The following is a 16,562-nucleotide window of genomic DNA, read 5'->3' on the forward strand; positions in this document are numbered from 1 at the left end:
TGCGCCCGTCCTGTGACGGCGACCGGTCTTGCGCCGTTCCCTAGGCCCTGTCGGGCCGCACACCGGCCTGGCCGCGAGACACCCGGCCCTTGCATCTCCCCGTCCGGGTGACACATTACGCGTCAAGGAGACGCCCATGCCCTACGCCCATTCCGACAAGACCGAAGCGGTTCTGGCCCACCCCGCCCCCGATGTCGCGACGCGCGAAAAACTCGAAGGTGGCAAGCGCTTCGTCATGGCGACCGAGTTCGAACCGGCGGGCGACCAGCCCACCGCGATTGCAGAACTCAGCAGCGGCGTGCTGGGTGGCGAGCGCGACCAGGTTCTCCTGGGCGCCACCGGCACCGGCAAGACCTTCACCATGGGCAAGGTCATCGAGGAGACGCAGCGCCCGGCCATCATCCTCGCCCCCAACAAGACGCTGGCCGCGCAGCTTTACGGCGAGTTCAAGGGCTTCTTTCCCGACAACGCGGTCGAGTATTTCGTCAGCTATTACGACTACTACCAGCCCGAGGCCTACGTGCCGCGCTCGGACACCTTCATCGAGAAGGAATCCCAGATCAACGAACAGATCGACCGCATGCGCCACTCGGCCACCCGCGCCCTGCTGGAACGCGACGACGTGATCATCGTCGCCTCGGTCTCGTGCATCTACGGCATCGGCTCGGTCGAGACCTACGGCGCAATGACCCAGGATCTGCATGTCGGCAATGACTACGACCAGCGCAAGATCATGGCCGATCTGGTGGCCCAGCAATACAAGCGCAACGATCAGGCCTTCCAGCGCGGCAGCTTCCGGGTCCGGGGCGATTCCCTTGAAATCTTCCCCGCCCACCTCGAGGATCGCGCGTGGCGGCTGTCCTTCTTCGGCGACGAGCTTGAGGCGATCACCGAATTCGACCCGCTGACCGGCGAGAAGACCGGCACCTTCGACAAGATCCGCGTCTACGCCAATTCGCATTACGTCACGCCGAAACCGACGATCCAGCAGGCCATCATCAACATCAAGAAAGAGCTGCGCACCCGGCTCGATCAGTTGGTGGGCGAGGGAAAGCTGCTCGAGGCGCAGCGGCTGGAACAGCGCACGCAGTTCGATCTGGAAATGCTCGAGGCGACCGGCGTCTGCAACGGGATCGAGAACTATTCGCGCTACCTGACGGGCCGCGCCCCGGGCGAGCCGCCGCCCACCCTGTTCGAATTCATCCCCGACAACGCCATCGTCTTTGCCGACGAATCCCACGTCTCGGTTCCGCAGATCGGCGGCATGTACAAGGGCGACTTCCGGCGCAAGATGACGCTGGCCGAACATGGCTTCCGCCTGCCGTCCTGCATGGACAACCGACCGCTCAAGTTCGAGGAATGGAACGCCATGCGCCCGCAATCGGTCTTCGTCTCGGCCACCCCGGCGGCGTGGGAGATGGAGCAATCGGGCGGCGTCTTCACCGAACAGGTGATCCGCCCCACCGGCCTGATCGACCCCTATATCGAGATCCGGCCCGTCGACACCCAGGTCGACGACCTGCTCGACGAGGTGCGCCGCGTCAGCCAGGCGGGCTACCGCACGCTGTGTACGACACTGACGAAACGCATGGCCGAGGACCTGACCGAATACCTGCACGAACAGGGTATCCGCGTGCGCTACATGCATTCCGAGATCGACACGATCGAGCGGATCGAGATCCTGCGCGATCTGCGCCTCGGCGCCTTCGACGTGCTGGTGGGGATCAACCTGCTGCGCGAGGGGCTGGATATTCCCGAATGCGGGCTGGTGGCGATCCTTGATGCCGACAAGGAAGGCTTCCTGCGCTCGGAGACGTCACTGATCCAGACCATCGGACGGGCGGCCCGCAATTCCGAAGGCCGCGTCATCATGTATGCCGACCGCATCACCGGCTCGATGGAGCGCGCCATGGGTGAGACCGACCGCCGCCGCGCCAAGCAGATCGCCTATAACGAGGAACACGGCATCACCCCCGAGACCATCCGCAAGAACGTCGATGACGTGCTGCAGGGGCTCTACAAGGGCGACGTGGACATGAACCGCGTGACCGCAAAGGTCGACACGCCTGCGGGCGGCAACCTGCAAGCCCATCTCGACGGGCTGCGCACCGACATGCGCAAAGCCGCCGAAAACCTCGAATTCGAGGAAGCCGCCCGCCTGCGCGACGAGGTCAAGCGGCTGGAAGCGGTGGACCTCGCGGTGGCGGATGATCCCTTGGCCCGCCAGCAAGCGGTGGAAAAAGCCTCCGCCGAGGCCACCAAGGGCAAGGGCCGCTCCACCGCCGGCAGGCCGGGACAGCGGGGCGGGAATGTGAAGCGTCGAAGATGACATCGACAAATCACCTAAAAACGACTGATTTGATCAATGAATGTGAATTTTCATTTCATCGAACCAATAATGACAAAAACAAAGCTGAGAAAAATGAAGAAAATTCCCAAGATATTAAAAATTCTTTCCCTTACCACAAGCTGTTGAAGATTTCTTCGAACTACATCTCTGGAGTTATTAGTTGCACTCTTCACTCGCGGTGTGAGCAGGGCAGCCATCAAGTCTGCCCGACGAGAGTTGTAGGACCTTAATGTTGGGATTACTAATAGCAAAGAACCAACAACTCCGGCAACGCCAGACAAAAACCCAATCATATCAATTGAGGAGATACCCATTATTGAAATAGATATTTATACTTGCTATATTGGGCTATAAGAGGAAACTCCTCAAATTTAACCTTTCTTCTATTAGTAGTACTTGAAGTTTCTAATGCTTCCAAGCGACTAACCATATCCAAAAACTCGAGCGACAACCGATACTGATGTAAAATATTACTAGATAACTCGGCTTCGCTTGCTTCAATCACAGAAGACAAAACGGACCTACTTGGAAAGAATCTTGGATCGCGTTGAAGAAGCCCCACAAGTTCACTTCGGTCTACTACCGCATAGCCAGAGTACTCCTCAACTGATGCGTTGTTCGCATCAAGAACAGAGTTAATGAATAGCATAGCATGATTCCGCGCCTCAACCTTCAGCGCGTATTTCTTCCTAGCAAGCTTGTTGGAAACTCGATTACGAAACTCTCGTATCGTTTCAGCTTCAACCATTTTTATTCCCACTCTCTATACTGACTGGCGCTCCTTAAACGCTCTAAAGCGATCGCATTCGTTATTTGGGACACTTTCAACCCTTCAGGGCAAAATTGTGACTTTATGATGGATGCAGAAAAAGTCTCTCCCCTTCCATTTCCCGGGATGAGGTAGTGCACCACTATACACCGCCAGATGTAGATCCACAGGTCATCAATGCCGAGTTCTACCCAGCCGTAACAATCCTTTACATGATTGAATCCTTTTTCACTCAAAGTCTCCATCATGTTCAGCGCCTCAAGATAGGATTCCGCCTGACAAGGAGTGGCTACTTTATGATCTAAGCCCTGTATCTCTTTAAGAGCGTCGAATCGTTTCCCCACAGCGAAAAATATCATAGTCTACTCAAGCACTTATTTCCATATTATTAATAGCCTAGGCGAGTTTTTGCCAATACACAAGAACTTGAACATCCCTCACCACACCGTGACCAGGCACGCATCACTCTGCTCGCAGGCAAAAACCGCAACTCTCCCCTCACACCCGAGGTCTGGCTGCATGATCTCTTCACGTCCAAGGCCGTGCAGCAGGGCGGCGTGATCCGGCGCAAGGCGTTCGGCGCTTCAATCGCTCCCCCGGAGCGATTGATTGGGCCTGCGGCCCAACCGCACCTCACTATGTCACGCTTCGCGGGCATGGCGTTGTTCATGCGCGAGATCCAGCGCCGTGGCTATCAGGTGGCCGAGAACTCCGGGCAGATCGTGATCTTCTGCAATCGCGCCCCGGTCCGCTGGCTCACCGCTGGCTCCGCGCGCCCGATTTCTTCGAAAGAAATCGGACCGAAATCTTTCAAAGATTTCGGGCACACCCCGACGGTCTGAGCGCGAATGGCCGACCGTGCCCCTTCACAGCCGTCGCCGGCTTCCCTATCTTGCCGGCATGGCGCGCTATCTGATCCTCGCCGGCATCGTGCTGGTCGTCATCGGTCTGCTCTGGGGGCCGCTGTCACGGCTCGGGCTGGGGCGGCTGCCCGGCGATATCGTGATAGAGCGTGAAAGCTTCACGCTCTACGTTCCAGTGACCAGTGCCATTCTTGTCTCGGTCGTCCTGTCTGTCATCGTGGCGCTGATCCGCAGCTTCCTCGGGCGTTGAGAAGACCGAAGCCCAAGTCCCACCCCGTTTCGCGCGGACGACCCCGCACGCACGGCATCCGGCCGCGGCCCCCGGCCGGGATCGCAGCGCGGTGCGAACACGACGAGGCGCCGGACGTGGAGACCATCTAACTTCATATCCCCGCCCGGTCCTCGCCAATGCACGATACCGGCGTCATCGGAATGCAATGCCCTTCCTCGCTACCGCCGCTGACGTGTTGAGGGCTCCGGTCGCCGCACAGCGGCACATGCAGGGCGGCTTGTACGGGTTGGTGTGGTTTCCCGGCATCCTCTGGCTGCTCGTCTTGGCAGTGGTGATCTTCGGCGGCGTCCCTCTGGTCCGGTCACGCTCTCGGTCGCCGGGGTCAACGCCATCGGCATGCGCAGCGCCACCGCGCGCATCGAGCATCTGCCAGAAGACGTGTTTGCAGGCGAGATCGACTAGATGTTCCCGAGCTTGACCCCGAGACGCGCACACTCAAGCTGCGGCTGCGATTCGACAATGTCGACGCGCGGCGCTGACCGTGCCGTCCGAGGTGGTGATCCGCACCGGGCGGGCGGAACAGGTCATAGTGTGCGTCGCGGATGGTACGTTGCGGTCTTCGACGGCGCGCTTCTGCGGCTGCGGCCCAAGCTGATGACGGTCGCCACGATCTTCGCGGGCCTCGGCCTCATCATGTGTGGCGATGTGACCGGATCGGAGGTGATGCGACGCATCGCCGCCCCGATGATCGGCGGCATGGCCACGGCGACGTTGCTGACGCGGTTCGTCATTCTCGCGATCCTCGTCATCTGGAAGCGGCTGGCCCTCACCCGGATCTACCGGCAGACGCTTCAACCCCCGCCCGGTTACCAGCCCGCAGCCCGGCGAATGGCCGGACCGCGAGTCCCGCGCTCACGAACGAAGGAACTCATCCGCAAACTCGTCCTAGCCCTGGCCACAGGGCGCCGGCCTCATTCGGGGCAAGCGCCAAGGCCAGCCACGTCAACCAGCGCCGTATGCGCGCTGCACCCCTGACCGAGACGCGATGTTCCCACATCCTTGGTGAGAACGTTCGGATTTCCATCGGGGTCGATATTGTTTCCCGGATCTCCGAACCAAGCCCCGGTCGGCAGCGCCACCACGCCCGGAGATATGTCCTTGGTGACAAGCGCGCGGGCGCGGCAGGCACCACGTGAATTGAACACGCGCAGCACATCGCCGGTTATGATGCCTCGCGGTGTCGCGTCTTCGGGATGGATGACCAGCGTTTCAGGGCGCGCGTCATCGATATCTGCAAGCGCGCTTTCAAGCTGGCTGTGAAGCTTGTCGCCGGGCTGCGGCGAAACCAGATGCAGGGGGGCTGCGGATGTGGCGGCCCCCAGCCATTCCGAAGGCGGAAGCCAGACCGGATGGCCCGGGCAGTCATCATAGCCAAACCCGTCTATCGTCTCAGAAAAGATCTCGATCCGGCCCGAGGGCGTGGCCAGCGGGCATGCGTCCGGGTTGTCCCGAAACGGGGCAAAGAACGTCCGGTTCGGTCCCTCTGCCCGGATCGGCAATCGAACCCAGTTCACCTGTCTCAGCGTGTCGAGGTCGGGCACCTCGATGCCGGACCCGGCGGCGAGATCGCGGTAATCCGCATAGAGCCGCGCGATCCAGTCACTGGCGCTGCGACCTTCGGTAAATGTCTGGCCTGCATCGAGACGATGGGCGAGGCCCGAGAAGATCTCGTAATCGTCGCGCGCCTCGTTCACCGGCGGGATCAGCCGCGGCATGTGAAAGAGGTAATCGTCAAGATTGGTCCGTCCGATATCCTCGCGCTCGTACGGCGTGGTGGCGGGAAAGACGATGTCGGCGCGCCTGGCGGTCGCGGTCCACCACGGCTCGTTCACGATGATCGTCTCGGGACGCTGCCAGGCCTCGTGCAGGGCGTTGAGATCCTGATGGTGATGGTAGGGGTTGCCGCCGGCCCAGTAGATCAGGCGGATATCCGGATACGTCTCGCGCCGTCCATTGAAGTCGTAGGGCAGACCGGGATTGTGAAGCATGTCGGCAATCCGGGCCACGGGGATGGTCGCGCGCACCGGGTTCTCGAGCTGCGACAGGGTCATGCCCCGCAGACCGCGCATGGACTTGCCCACACCCCCGATCGCGCCGTAGCCATACCCGACCCCTCCGCCCGGACGCCCGATCTGTCCCAGCATCGCGGCGAGCACGGCGGACATCCAGTAGGGCTGTTCGCCGTGCTCGCCCCGCTGAAGCGACCATGCCACGGTGATGAGCGTGCGTGTCGAGGCCATGCGACGCGCCAGGTCGCGGACCGTCTGGGGCGCGACACCGCAAAGCGGTGCGGCCCATTCGGGGTCCTTGGGCGTGCCGTCGGTTTCGCCCATCAGGTAGGGACGGAACCGCGCGAAACCGCTGGTGCACCGATCGATGAAGTCGTGGTCCGTCAAGCCCTCGCTTTCCAGCACATGCGCCAGCGCCAGCATGAGCGCCGTATCCGAAGCCGGCCGAACGGGCAGCCACTCGCATCCGTCCGGCGCATCGGTCCGCTGTGGTCCGATGTTGACGCGGTACATTCCCTTGACAGCAAAGCGGTCGAACCAGCCGGCGGTTTCATGCTCGGTGATCCCGCCCATGCTGACCTGGGCGTTCTTGGGATTGATCCCGCCGAACATGACCAGCGTCTCGGTGTGGTCGTGGATCGTCTGCCACCCGTCCTGATGCTCGTATAGCAGCTTCAGGAAATTCACCCCGAACACGTGGGGCATGATCGATTGCGCGCATCCTGTCGAATAGCTGCCGAACGAGGCGACGTAGCCCCCGATGGAATTGAGAAAGCGATGAACCTGGCTTTGGGCGTGATGGAAGCGCCCGGCCGACCCCCAACCGTAGGAGCCACCGAAGATCGCCTCGTTGCCAAGGGTGCGACGGACGCGGTCGATCTCTTCCGCGGTGATGTCGAAAGCTTCATCCCATGGAACATCCACGAAATCATCCGTGCCGCGACCGTCACGCCGGCGCGTTTCCAGCCAGCCGCGCCGGATCGACGGACGCGCCACCCGCGTGTCGTGGTGAACGGCAGCCGGCAGGATGTCGGGTATGCGCGACGGGTCGGGATCGGCACCGAACGGCCGCGTGGCAACGATCCGGTGGTCCTCGACGTCCACCTCGAACGCGCCCCAGTGGCTCGAGGTTACCTTCGTCGATCTGTGAAAACCGTCGGCCACGTCATCACCTTCCGCAGGCACGGGATATCCATCGTCAGGCCACGATCTCGTGGCGCGTTTGACATATTGCACCTGGCGTGCGCGATTTGAAGTGTCCTTTTGCCTGCAAGGCAACGGCCCGGCACCCCGGTATGGACGCGGGGCTGACCATAGAAGGCCGGGTGCGGCCGCCAATCCCGGATGCGATCCGGGTGTTCCATCGACCGACGGCCGCGCCGTGCCGGGGCACGGCGTGACCTGAAAACGGTGCAGGCGGGGCCAAGGGTCCTGCCGTGGCCGACATGTTCGGCAGCCTGTCATCACCCGCCACCGATTGATACGGGTCGTGTCCTGTTGAAACCGGACGTGCATGATGATCTGGTGCAGTCGTGATAGCTGGCATTGGCCCCATGACACCCTCGCAGATCCTCATTTTCACGATCATCGCGGCGATGCTGCTGGTTCTGCTATGGGGCCGGTTTCGACACGATTTCGTGGCGCTTTCAGCGCTTATGGCATGCGTGGTTACGGGGCTGGTATCGCCGGACGCGGCGTTTGCCGGCTTTGGCCACCCGGCGGTGATCACCGTGGCCTGCGTCCTGATCCTGAGCCGCGGCTTGAAGGATACCGGCGCCGTGGACTGGCTGGCCCGCCGCGTGATACCGCGCAAGGCAGGGCGCGCGACCAGCATGGCGGTCCTGCTGGGGCTTGGTGCGGCGCTGTCCGGCTTCATGAACAATGTCGGCGCGATGGCGCTGTTGATGCCCGTGGCCATCAAGATGTCGCACCGGCTGGACCTGACGCCGGGACAGGTTCTGATGCCGCTGGCCTTCGGGACGATCCTGGGCGGCATGACGACCCTGATCGGCACGCCGCCGAACCTGATCGTGTCCAGCTTTCGCGACGATGCGGGATACGGCCCTTTCGCGATGTTCGACTTTGCCCCGGTCGGTGCGGCGGTCGCGTTGGCCGGTGTCGTGTTCATCGTGCTGCTCGGGTGGCGGCTGGTGCCGCAGCGCGAGGGATCGGGCGGCGAAAGTTTCGATCCGGGCGCCTACCTGACCGAGGTGCGCGTGCCGCGTGACAGCAAGGCCGTGGGCATGACCTTGCGCGCCTTCGAAACCGAACTCGAGCAGAGCCATGCGCAGGTCGTCGGCCTGTTGCGCAACGATGTCCGGATGACGGCCCCGCATGGCGGACGGCGGATCCGGGAAAATGACGTCCTGTTGCTGGAGGCCGAGGTCGCGGCCCTCGCCGAAGCGTTGGCGGTCCTTGGTATCAAGCTCGAAGAAGAGCGTGCGCCCGACGAAGACGCGCCGACAGACGAGAAGGCGCAGACACGAGACACAGATCGGTCCGCGACGGGTCGCAGGCGATCGCTTCCCGCCAGCCTTGAAAAGTTGCGCGGCGGACGCGCCGATGGCACCGAAGACGAGGCCGAGACCCGCCCGCGCAAGGACGATGACGTCGTGCTGCGCGAACTGGCGGTGCTGCCCGGATCGACCATCGCCGGACTGTCGGCCAGCGACATCAACCTGCGGGCCCGCTTCGGGCTGAACCTGCTGGCGGTTTCACGCGAGGCGCGGCCACCGCATGCACGGCTGCGCAATCTCAAGCTGAAATCGGGTGACCTGCTGTTGATGCACGGCCCGTCGGACGCGATCTTCGAGTTCGTCAACGAAACCGGCTGCGTGCCGTTGGACGAGCGGGCGCTGCGCATGCCCGATGCGCGGCTGGCGCTCTTTGCTGTGGCGATCCTGCTCGGGTCCATCGCGCTTGTGACGTCGGGGCTGTTGCCGGCGTCGGCGGCCTTTACGCTCGGGGTGGTGGCCACGATGGCGGCGCGCACCGTGCCGATGCGTCAGATCTATTCAAGCATCGACTGGCCGGTGATCGTGCTGCTGGCGGCGCTGATGCCGGTCGCCGAGGCGATGCAGACCACCGAGGCGGCAGGACTGCTGGCGAACGTCCTCGTCATGACCATCGCCCAGGGAAATGCCGTTGCCGCGCTCACGATGATCATGATCACCACGATCATCCTGTCGAGCGTCATGAACAACGCGGCGACGGCGGCAGTGCTGTGTCCCATAGCCATCGGCATCGCGGCAAGCCTGGACGTCAATCCCGACAGCTTCCTGATGGCGGTGGCGATCGGCGCCTCGTGCGCCTTTCTGACCCCCATCGGGCACCAGAACAACACCCTGATCCTTGGCCCCGGTGGCTTTCGCTTCGGCGATTACTGGAAACTCGGCCTGCCGCTCGAGATCATTGTCGTGGCCGTAAGCGTCCCGATCCTGCTGCTTGTCTGGCCGCTGTGACGACCGATTGCGGGGCGGCGGCATCCGCCCAGGGCGGGTTCAGCCCGGTGTCGTAGTGACCGTCACGCCTGCGTGTCGGCACATCCGCGTCCGCGTGTCACCGCATGGCCGGAATGTCGCAAGTACTGTGATTTTCAGGATATCCGGCGACGCGCGCCGATCCGCGACGCGATGCACGATCCCGCAACAGCGCCCGCCGCATCGGCCAGCAGATCCGCGAATTCCATGCCACGACCGACATAGGGCTGCACAACCTCGATAATCCCGCCATAGCACGTCGCCGCCACCGCAACGATCATCCAGTGGCGCGGATATTTCCACGCCAGCGGCGCGACAAGAACCGCGAAAGCCGATAGATGCGCGATCTTGTCAAGTCCGGGGATACCCGGCGGACCGGGGGGCAGCGGCGCAAGGGTCAGCGACGCAATGATCAGGGCGAGGGCGAGGGTCGCAGCATGGGCCATCCCACCTGATACGCCGCCGCCCCGCCGAAGATCAAGCGGCGATCAGAAATCGAAAAGCTCTCCAAGGAAGCTTTCGCGCTTCTTGCGTGGCTTGCCATACGCCTCGGACCGGTCGTCCGGGCGCTGTGGGGCCACCTCACGGGCGGACCGGTCAATGATCTTGTCAAGTTCCCCACGGTCGAGCCAGACGCCCCGGCATTCGGGGCAATAGTCGATCTCGACACCGCTGCGTTCGGCGATAACGAGTTTCGCTCCATCGATAGGGCACTGCATCACATTCCTCCTGTGCGTGATTTCCACAAGAGATGGGCGCGCGGATTGATCCTTGCAAGACTTGCCGGTCAGCGAATGACGTGGACCGCACAATTCGCATGACGCACCACTTTCGCGGCCGTGGACCCCAGAAGCATGTCCTGCATGCCCGGTCGGTGGCTGGCGATCACGATGCAATCGGGCGTGTGCTTCTCGGTCCAGTCGAGGATCGTGCGACCGGAATGTCCTTCTATGACGTGGGATGAGGCATTGGGCAAGGCTGCCGCGATCTCGGCCAGCTCGGTCTCGACGGCTTTGCGGGCCTGCTCGCGAAACCCCTCCGGCATGTAGGAGATGGCGTAGTTCGGCACGTCTTCGATCACGTGCAGCAGGCTGATGCGACCGTCATCCGAGACAAGCCGCTGCGCCACGGCCAGCGCGCCCGCGCTGTCGCGATCGTTGTCGAAAGACACGGGAACCAGAACATGGTTGTACATGGGATATCCTTTCCTTGTTGCGCCATCGAGTGTGACCCGAGTCGCGTGCCCGTGCATTGATCCGGATCATGCCCGGCGGGATGCTTGCCTGCCAAAGACAGCCGTCCGTGCCGCTATGGGCGCGCACCGTCGAAGCGGGCGACACGCAGCCCCCCGGATGTCAGCTCTGCGCGCAGGGCCCGCGCGATGGCGACGGCCTCGGGGGTGTCGCCGTGCAGGCAGATCGTGTCGATACGGGTGGGAATATGGGCGCCGCTTGCGGAAATGATCGCCCCGGCACGTATCATCGCCAGAACGCGGTCGGCGGCGTGCCTTGCGTCATGGATCACCGCGCCCGGTTCGCGCCGGTCCACCAGCGTGCAATCATCGTTGTACGCGCGGTCGGCAAAGATTTCGCAGGCCATGCGCGCGCCCAGATCACGTGCCGCCGCCTCTTGCGCGGTGCCGGCAAGCACCATGAGGATGATCTCGGGATCGATCGACAGGGCGGCCTCGTAGGCGGCCCGCGCGAGGTCCGCATCCTCGGACGCCATGTTGGCAAGCGCGCCGTGCAGCTTGAGATGTCGCACCGTCCCGCCGGCGGCGCGCGCCATGGCCTGCGCCGCGCCGATCTGATAGCGAACGAGGTTGCCCAGTGTTTCATGCCCCAGATGGGTGCGACGCCGGCCAAAGCCCTGCAGGTCGGCGAAACCGGGATGGGCACCGATCCCGACATCGCACGCCACGGCCTTTGCCATGGTCCGGGCCATCACGTCCGGGTCGCCGGCATGGAACCCGCAGGCGACATTGGCGGAACTGACGACCTCCAGCAGGGCCGCGTCGTCGCCCATGGTCCACGCCCCGAAGCTTTCGCTCATGTCGGCGTTGAGATCGACACTGGTCTGCATGTTCAATCCTCCTGATCGTGACCGGCGGTGACACCGTCGATCAGTTGATAGGACAGAAGATCGCGGATGTCATGCGGGTCGCGCACCAGGGGGCGAAGGGTCGATCGCAGCCCCGTGCGTGTGGCGGCGGCGGCCCGCGCGATCCTCATGCCCTCCTCGGGTGTCACAAACCGAAACCGCAGGCGTGCGCCGGGTGCGGCCTGCGCAACGCGCGGCAGGTCGCAGGGCAGCACGGACCCGATGCGGGGATAGCCGCCCGTGGTCTGGCATTCGGCCAGCAGGACAAAGGGTGTGCCATCGCCGGTGATCTGGATGTCGCCGGGCACGATCACCTCGGACAGGACCGACAGCCCCGCCGCGCTGGCAAAACCCGCGCCCTCGGGAACCATCCGCACGCCCATCCGGTTGCCGCGCGCGTCGCGGCTGAACTGCGTGGCCTCGAACCGCGCGATTTCATCGTCGGGAAAAAACCCGGTCTGAAAGCCGGTCAGCACGCGCACCTCACCCCCGTCGAAGCGGGGGTCTTCGGGCAGCGTCAGGCCGGTCTCTCCACCGGTCATGTCCGTGCCGACGGGCAGCGCCGCACCCGCCTCGACCAGCCCGCCGATCCCGGCGGCCAGATGCGCGGACCGTGCGCCAAGGTGTCGGGTCACATCGAGTCCACCGCCCAGATGCAGATACCCGTAAACGCCGCGCGTGGCCCCGCCGATGTCCAGATGGCTGCCCGCGGGCAGCAGATGCGACGCATTCCAGGCAAGGGGCGCACCGTCGATGCTGGCCCGCATCGGCGCACCCGCAAGGGCGATGCGCGTATCCTGCGTCACCTCGAACCTGCCGCCCATGCCTGCCAATTCCAGCGCGGCAAGCCCCGCATCCTGCTGCAGCAGCGCCGCGCCCTCGGCCAGGGCCTGCATGTCGGCCGCGCCGCCCCGCGACAGGCCGAACCCGAGATAGCCAGGCCGGCCCGCATCCTGAATGCTCATCCCCGGCCCGGCGGCATGCACGATCAGCAGACGGCTCATCGGATCACCTCGGAGACGGCACCGCCATCGGGGCCATCACCGCGCAGTCGCTCGTAGGTCTCGCGATCCACCGCCTCGAACAGCACGTCGTCGCCGGGGCGCAGCACGAATGGCGTGTCCGCTTCGGGGCGGAACGGGCGGAACCCGGTCTGCCCCACATGTCGCCAGCCGGTGGGGGTCGAGACGGAAAACAACACGAGCTGACGGATCGCGACGGTGAGCGCGCCGATCGGCACGCGGTCGGTCAGATCGGTCTGGCGGGGGATATCCCACGCCTGCGGTAGCACCCCCAGATAGGGCTGGCCGGGGGCAAAGCCGATGGTCTGCACGCGCACGCGCGTGCCGGCGATCTGCGCGGCGGCGGCCTCGGCGGTCGTGCCCGCCGCCTCGGCCGCCTCGGCCAGTTGCGGGGCCAGATCGGTGCCATAGACGGTGGGAACACGCCACAACCTGCGCCCACCCGGCAGGCCGGCCGCATACCAGTCGCGGCTGTCGAGCAGATCGCGGATCTCGGCGCGCAGGGTGTCGAAATCCACATGCAGCGCATCGAACCGCAGGAAGGCCGAGACGAGCGAGGTCGCGCTTTCCTCGACCCCCGCGGGCGTGGCGGCCTCCACCGCCGCGCGAAAGGCCAGCGCGGCGCGGTTGGCAGGCTCGCTCAGGCGATCACCGAAGGACACGAGCATGCCGTCCAGCCCCACCCGGCCGATACGGGGAAACGCGGCGTCCTGTACTGTCTGGCTGTCATCGGTCACAAATCAGATGTCCCGTCGGTGCCGGATACCGGCCTATTGAACCGCATTGGGCAGGAAAAGCGCGATCTGCGGAAACGCGATCAACAGCCCCGCCATGACCAGCATGGTGACCGCGTAAGGGGCCGCGCCCAGCATCACCTCGCTCATCCGGCCGCCTTGCCGCGCGCCCTGCACGACATACAGGTTCAGACCCACGGGTGGCGTGATGAGGGCCATCTCGATCAGCACGATCATCAGGATGCCGAACCAGATCGGGTCGAATCCTTGTGCCACCACAAGCGGCACGATGATCGGGATCGTCACGACCATCAGCGACAGCGTCTCGATGAAGAACCCCAGCACGATATAGATCCCGACGACCACAAGGATCGTGCCCAGCGGCGACAGGCCCATCCCGCCCAGAAGCGCCTGCAATTCCTGCCCCAGTCCCGCCGAAGCGAGGGTAAAGTTCAGGAACGACGCGCCCATCACCACCAGCATGATCATCGCCGTGATCTTGACCGTCCCCAGCAAGCTTTGCCGCAGAACGTCGAGATTGACCGTCCCGAACAGCGCGGCGATGACGAATGCCCCGAACACGCCGACCGATGCCGCCTCGGTCGGGGTGGCCCAGCCCTTGTAGATCGCCCCGATGATGACGGTGAACAAAAGGATGATGGGCACAAGCTGTGCCAGGGCACGCACCATCTTCACGAACGGATAAAGGCGGCGTTCACCGCCGAGATCGGGGCGGATCAGGCAGATGATGACCGTGATCGCCATGAACGCCAGCGCAAGCCCGATCCCCGGCACCAGCCCGGCAAGAAAAAGCTTCGGGATCGAACTTTGCGTGAGAAAGCCGTAGACGATCAGGTTGATCGAGGGCGGGATCATGATGCCGAGCGTTCCGCCCGCCGCGATCGCGCCCGAAAACAGCTTGGGGTCGTAGCCCAGCTTTTCGGCCTGCGGCATGGCGACGGTCGCCACGGTCGCCGCGGTCGCCACCGAACTGCCCGAGGTGGCCGAGAACATCGTGGCGGTCGCGACATTGGCATGCACCAGCCCTCCCGGCAACCAGCTGACCCACTTGTCGAGCGCGGCGTAGGTCCGCGTGGCGATCCCCGACCGCACAAGGATCTCGCCCAGAAGCACGAAGAACGGGATCGCGATCAGCGTCGGGTTGTTCGAGGTGGACCACACGAGGTTGCCAAGCCCACGGATCAGCGGGAAGGCACTGTAGAACATGTCGAGGCCGAAACCGAGCAGGAACAGCACGATCCCAACCGGGATCGACAACGCCAGCAGAAACAGAAGGCCGATTGTGACGAACGAGATCATTCACCGCCCTCCGCTTCGGCCGGAGACCCGATGGCCCGGTCCACCGCCGCGTGATCGCCGCGCAGCACCAGCATTGCCGTCGACAGCAGCGTAAGCCACGCAACGGCGGCAAACCAGACCCAACCCGCGAACCACGGCACCTGCACCAATGCCAGCGGCGTTCCAAGCTGCGTGTTGGCGCGCGAGGCATTGGCAAGCGAGCGTTCGACCACCGGCCACGCGTACCACGCGATCAGCGTCACGGTGCCGGCAAGCGTGGCCAGGGCGAACAGGTCGAACAGCGACCGCGTCATCGCCCTGCCCCGTGATCGGACAAGGTCGATGCGCACATGGCCCAGTTCCATCAGCGCATAGGCCATGCCCCAGGACGTGGCGATGGCCATGACATAGCCGCTGATCTCGTCGGTGCCGCCGAACGAGGCCCCGACCTGCCGCAGCACCACGTCGCACAGCACGAACGCGGCACATCCCAGCAGCAACAGGCCGACGGCGATCGCGACGCCGCGATTGACGCGGCGCAGCGCGTGCAGCAGGGCAGTGGCGGTCGAGGTCTCGGGCGGCATGGCTCAGTTCACGCCTTCGATGCTGACGCCCACGGCCTCGCCCACGGTGTCGTTCCACCGCTTGGCCCAGTCATCGCCGGCACGCTCGGCCCAGGCGGGCAGCACGTCGCTGACCAGAACCTCGCGGGCATGCTCGAAATCGGCGTCAGACACCTCGACCAGCGTCATGTCGCGCGCCTCGCCCGACGGGCAGTCGCCATTGCCGGTCAGGCACGCGATGTCGTTGACAAGGGCGTCCTGCGCGGTGTTCCAGGCCGGGTCCTCGAACCCGGTCACGATCTCGGTCTCGATCAGCTCTTGCGTGTCGGCGTCGAGGCTGTTCCAGCGATCGAGGTTCATCGCCGTCACCACGCTGTCCCAACCCCCCAGCGGGATCGGCAGAAGGTGTGTCGTGACCTCCCACCAGCCCGCTGAATAGCCCGATCCGGCACCGGTTACGGCGCAATCAACCACGCCGCTTTGCAGCGCCCCGGGCACCTCGCCAAAGCTGACATTGATCCCCTCGGCGCCCAGCGCCTCGAGGAAATTCGCCGTCATCCGCCCCGAGGCGCGCACCTTGAGCCCCTCGAGGTCGGCCAGTTCGGTGACGGGCGCATTGCAGAACACCACCTGCGGCGGATAGGGCGCGATGGCCAGAACGTGGCTGTTGAACCTATCACGGAAGATGTCGTGGACCATCGGGCGCGCGGCATCGACCATCTCGCGCGCCTCTTCGGCGGTCAGCGCGACGAGCGGCACGTCGAGACCTTCCAGTTCGGGCGCATCGGCCACGGCGTAATCGGCCACGGTCATGCCCACGTCATAGACGCCCTGCCCCAGCAGGCGATAGACATCGCCCACCCCGAGGTTCATCTGGTCATGCGTGGTCAACGACACGTTGATCTCGCCACCCGAGGCCTCGGGCAGCGTCTCGGTCCAGAAGGGTGCCTCGTATTGCTGGTGCAGCGGCAGGCTGGACCAGCTGCCGACGACGGAAAGATCCTGCGCGATGGCGGGGGCCGCCAGCGCAGTGGTTGCAGCAAGAAACCCGGTAAGCGTTTTCATAGTCATCTCCTTGTTGG

18 protein-coding genes are annotated in these 16,562 nt (G+C 64.1%); 5 read left to right on the top strand and 13 right to left on the bottom strand.

Features of this window, described 5'->3' with window-relative positions:
• Positions 1-136 precede the first annotated feature (136 nt).
• Entirely contained in the window at positions 137-2,329 is a 2,193-nt protein-coding gene (gene uvrB, locus ACROSR_RS08800; protein ID WP_432684123.1) for an excinuclease ABC subunit UvrB, read from the top strand.
• 50 nt (positions 2,330-2,379) lie between these two features.
• Here the strand turns inward: uvrB and ACROSR_RS08805 are convergent, their stop codons facing one another.
• Genes ACROSR_RS08805 through ACROSR_RS08815 form a run of 3 tightly spaced genes read right to left on the bottom strand, consistent with a single transcriptional unit; the run spans position 2,380 to position 3,478 of the window.
• Positions 2,380-2,664, bottom strand: coding sequence for a hypothetical protein (locus ACROSR_RS08805; RefSeq protein WP_432684125.1), 285 nt, complete (start codon positions 2,662-2,664; stop codon positions 2,380-2,382).
• Complete coding sequence (locus tag ACROSR_RS08810) at positions 2,664-3,098, bottom strand: hypothetical protein (protein ID WP_432684127.1); 435 nt, start codon at positions 3,096-3,098, stop codon at positions 2,664-2,666. Before ACROSR_RS08810 ends, ACROSR_RS08805 begins: the two co-directional genes overlap by 1 nt.
• Before the next feature lie 2 nt (positions 3,099-3,100).
• Positions 3,101-3,478 (bottom strand): hypothetical protein, encoded by a 378-nt coding sequence (locus tag ACROSR_RS08815; protein ID WP_432684129.1) that lies wholly within the window; start codon positions 3,476-3,478, stop codon positions 3,101-3,103.
• A gap of 309 nt (positions 3,479-3,787) precedes the next feature.
• On the opposite strand from ACROSR_RS08815, the gene ACROSR_RS08820 reads away from it, so the two are divergent.
• The 3 genes from ACROSR_RS08820 to ACROSR_RS08830 all read left to right on the top strand — a co-directional run bounded on the left by ACROSR_RS08820 (position 3,788) and on the right by ACROSR_RS08830 (position 5,249).
• Complete coding sequence (locus ACROSR_RS08820; RefSeq protein ID WP_432684131.1) at positions 3,788-3,961, top strand: hypothetical protein; 174 nt, start codon at positions 3,788-3,790, stop codon at positions 3,959-3,961.
• A gap of 58 nt (positions 3,962-4,019) precedes the next feature.
• Positions 4,020-4,232 carry a DUF2905 domain-containing protein gene (locus ACROSR_RS08825; RefSeq protein WP_432684133.1) on the top strand — a complete coding sequence of 71 codons (213 nt, stop codon included), beginning with the start codon at positions 4,020-4,022 and terminating at the stop codon, positions 4,230-4,232.
• A gap of 636 nt (positions 4,233-4,868) precedes the next feature.
• A complete protein-coding gene (locus ACROSR_RS08830) occupies positions 4,869-5,249 on the top strand; it encodes a hypothetical protein (protein ID WP_432684135.1) in 381 nt (126 codons plus the stop codon).
• Here ACROSR_RS08830 and ACROSR_RS08835 read toward each other — a convergent pair.
• The gene (locus tag ACROSR_RS08835) at positions 5,186-7,447 is read right to left on the bottom strand and encodes a molybdopterin-dependent oxidoreductase (protein ID WP_432684136.1); all 2,262 of its coding nucleotides are present in this window, start codon (positions 7,445-7,447) and stop codon (positions 5,186-5,188) included. The two genes, ACROSR_RS08830 and ACROSR_RS08835, sit on opposite strands and share 64 nt — an antisense overlap.
• 389 nt (positions 7,448-7,836) lie before the next feature.
• Between ACROSR_RS08835 and ACROSR_RS08840 the strand changes: the two genes are divergently transcribed.
• Positions 7,837-9,744 (top strand): SLC13 family permease, encoded by a 1,908-nt coding sequence (locus tag ACROSR_RS08840; RefSeq protein ID WP_432684138.1) that lies wholly within the window; start codon positions 7,837-7,839, stop codon positions 9,742-9,744.
• Between the two features lie 134 nt (positions 9,745-9,878).
• Here ACROSR_RS08840 and ACROSR_RS08845 read toward each other — a convergent pair whose 3' ends face one another.
• From ACROSR_RS08845 to ACROSR_RS08885, 9 genes are all read right to left on the bottom strand, one after another.
• Positions 9,879-10,208, bottom strand: coding sequence for a VanZ family protein (locus ACROSR_RS08845; protein ID WP_432684140.1), 330 nt, complete (start codon positions 10,206-10,208; stop codon positions 9,879-9,881).
• 42 nt (positions 10,209-10,250) lie between these two features.
• Positions 10,251-10,481: a TFIIB-type zinc ribbon-containing protein gene (locus ACROSR_RS08850; protein ID WP_432684142.1), complete on the bottom strand. Its 231-nt coding sequence runs from the start codon at positions 10,479-10,481 to the stop codon at positions 10,251-10,253.
• Between the two features lie 68 nt (positions 10,482-10,549).
• On the bottom strand, positions 10,550-10,957 hold the full coding sequence (locus tag ACROSR_RS08855) for a universal stress protein (RefSeq protein WP_432684144.1): 408 nt from the start codon (positions 10,955-10,957) through the stop codon (positions 10,550-10,552).
• 113 nt (positions 10,958-11,070) lie between these two features.
• The gene (locus ACROSR_RS08860) at positions 11,071-11,844 is read right to left on the bottom strand and encodes a LamB/YcsF family protein (RefSeq protein ID WP_432684146.1); all 774 of its coding nucleotides are present in this window, start codon (positions 11,842-11,844) and stop codon (positions 11,071-11,073) included.
• Positions 11,845-11,846: 2 nt separating this feature from the next.
• Positions 11,847-12,866 (bottom strand): 5-oxoprolinase subunit C family protein, encoded by a 1,020-nt coding sequence (locus ACROSR_RS08865; protein WP_432684148.1) that lies wholly within the window; start codon positions 12,864-12,866, stop codon positions 11,847-11,849.
• A complete protein-coding gene (locus ACROSR_RS08870) occupies positions 12,863-13,621 on the bottom strand; it encodes a 5-oxoprolinase subunit B family protein (protein WP_432684150.1) in 759 nt (252 codons plus the stop codon). The genes ACROSR_RS08865 and ACROSR_RS08870 overlap by 4 nt, the downstream gene beginning before the upstream one ends.
• Before the next feature lie 33 nt (positions 13,622-13,654).
• Complete coding sequence (locus tag ACROSR_RS08875) at positions 13,655-14,938, bottom strand: TRAP transporter large permease (RefSeq protein WP_432684152.1); 1,284 nt, start codon at positions 14,936-14,938, stop codon at positions 13,655-13,657.
• Positions 14,935-15,501, bottom strand: coding sequence for a TRAP transporter small permease subunit (locus tag ACROSR_RS08880; protein ID WP_432684154.1), 567 nt, complete (start codon positions 15,499-15,501; stop codon positions 14,935-14,937). The genes ACROSR_RS08875 and ACROSR_RS08880 overlap by 4 nt, the downstream gene beginning before the upstream one ends.
• 3 nt (positions 15,502-15,504) lie before the next feature.
• Positions 15,505-16,545 (bottom strand): TRAP transporter substrate-binding protein, encoded by a 1,041-nt coding sequence (locus ACROSR_RS08885; RefSeq protein ID WP_432684156.1) that lies wholly within the window; start codon positions 16,543-16,545, stop codon positions 15,505-15,507.
• Positions 16,546-16,562 lie beyond the last annotated feature (17 nt).

The sequence above is a fragment of the Roseovarius tibetensis genome, assembly GCF_050896375.1.
Taxonomy (GTDB): Bacteria; Pseudomonadota; Alphaproteobacteria; order Rhodobacterales; family Rhodobacteraceae; genus Roseovarius; species Roseovarius tibetensis.

Bases quoted from the DNA above. Each gene is read 5' to 3' on its own strand.
- ACROSR_RS08880 (WP_432684154.1), bottom strand. From the start codon at position 15,501: ATGCCGCCCGAGACCTCGACCGCCACTGCCCTGCTGCACGCGCTGCGC.
- ACROSR_RS08815 (WP_432684129.1), bottom strand. From the start codon at position 3,478: ATGATATTTTTCGCTGTGGGGAAACGATTCGACGCTCTTAAAGAGATA.
- ACROSR_RS08860 (WP_432684146.1), bottom strand. From the start codon at position 11,844: ATGCAGACCAGTGTCGATCTCAACGCCGACATGAGCGAAAGCTTCGGG.
- ACROSR_RS08805 (WP_432684125.1), bottom strand. From the start codon at position 2,664: ATGGGTATCTCCTCAATTGATATGATTGGGTTTTTGTCTGGCGTTGCC.
- uvrB (WP_432684123.1), top strand. From the start codon at position 137: ATGCCCTACGCCCATTCCGACAAGACCGAAGCGGTTCTGGCCCACCCC.
- ACROSR_RS08850 (WP_432684142.1), bottom strand. From the start codon at position 10,481: ATGCAGTGCCCTATCGATGGAGCGAAACTCGTTATCGCCGAACGCAGC.
- ACROSR_RS08825 (WP_432684133.1), top strand. From the start codon at position 4,020: ATGGCGCGCTATCTGATCCTCGCCGGCATCGTGCTGGTCGTCATCGGT.
- ACROSR_RS08840 (WP_432684138.1), top strand. From the start codon at position 7,837: ATGACACCCTCGCAGATCCTCATTTTCACGATCATCGCGGCGATGCTG.
- ACROSR_RS08830 (WP_432684135.1), top strand. From the start codon at position 4,869: ATGACGGTCGCCACGATCTTCGCGGGCCTCGGCCTCATCATGTGTGGC.
- ACROSR_RS08810 (WP_432684127.1), bottom strand. From the start codon at position 3,098: ATGGTTGAAGCTGAAACGATACGAGAGTTTCGTAATCGAGTTTCCAAC.
- ACROSR_RS08820 (WP_432684131.1), top strand. From the start codon at position 3,788: ATGCGCGAGATCCAGCGCCGTGGCTATCAGGTGGCCGAGAACTCCGGG.
- ACROSR_RS08885 (WP_432684156.1), bottom strand. From the start codon at position 16,545: ATGAAAACGCTTACCGGGTTTCTTGCTGCAACCACTGCGCTGGCGGCC.
- ACROSR_RS08845 (WP_432684140.1), bottom strand. From the start codon at position 10,208: ATGGCCCATGCTGCGACCCTCGCCCTCGCCCTGATCATTGCGTCGCTG.
- ACROSR_RS08875 (WP_432684152.1), bottom strand. From the start codon at position 14,938: ATGATCTCGTTCGTCACAATCGGCCTTCTGTTTCTGCTGGCGTTGTCG.
- ACROSR_RS08865 (WP_432684148.1), bottom strand. From the start codon at position 12,866: ATGAGCCGTCTGCTGATCGTGCATGCCGCCGGGCCGGGGATGAGCATT.
- ACROSR_RS08855 (WP_432684144.1), bottom strand. From the start codon at position 10,957: ATGTACAACCATGTTCTGGTTCCCGTGTCTTTCGACAACGATCGCGAC.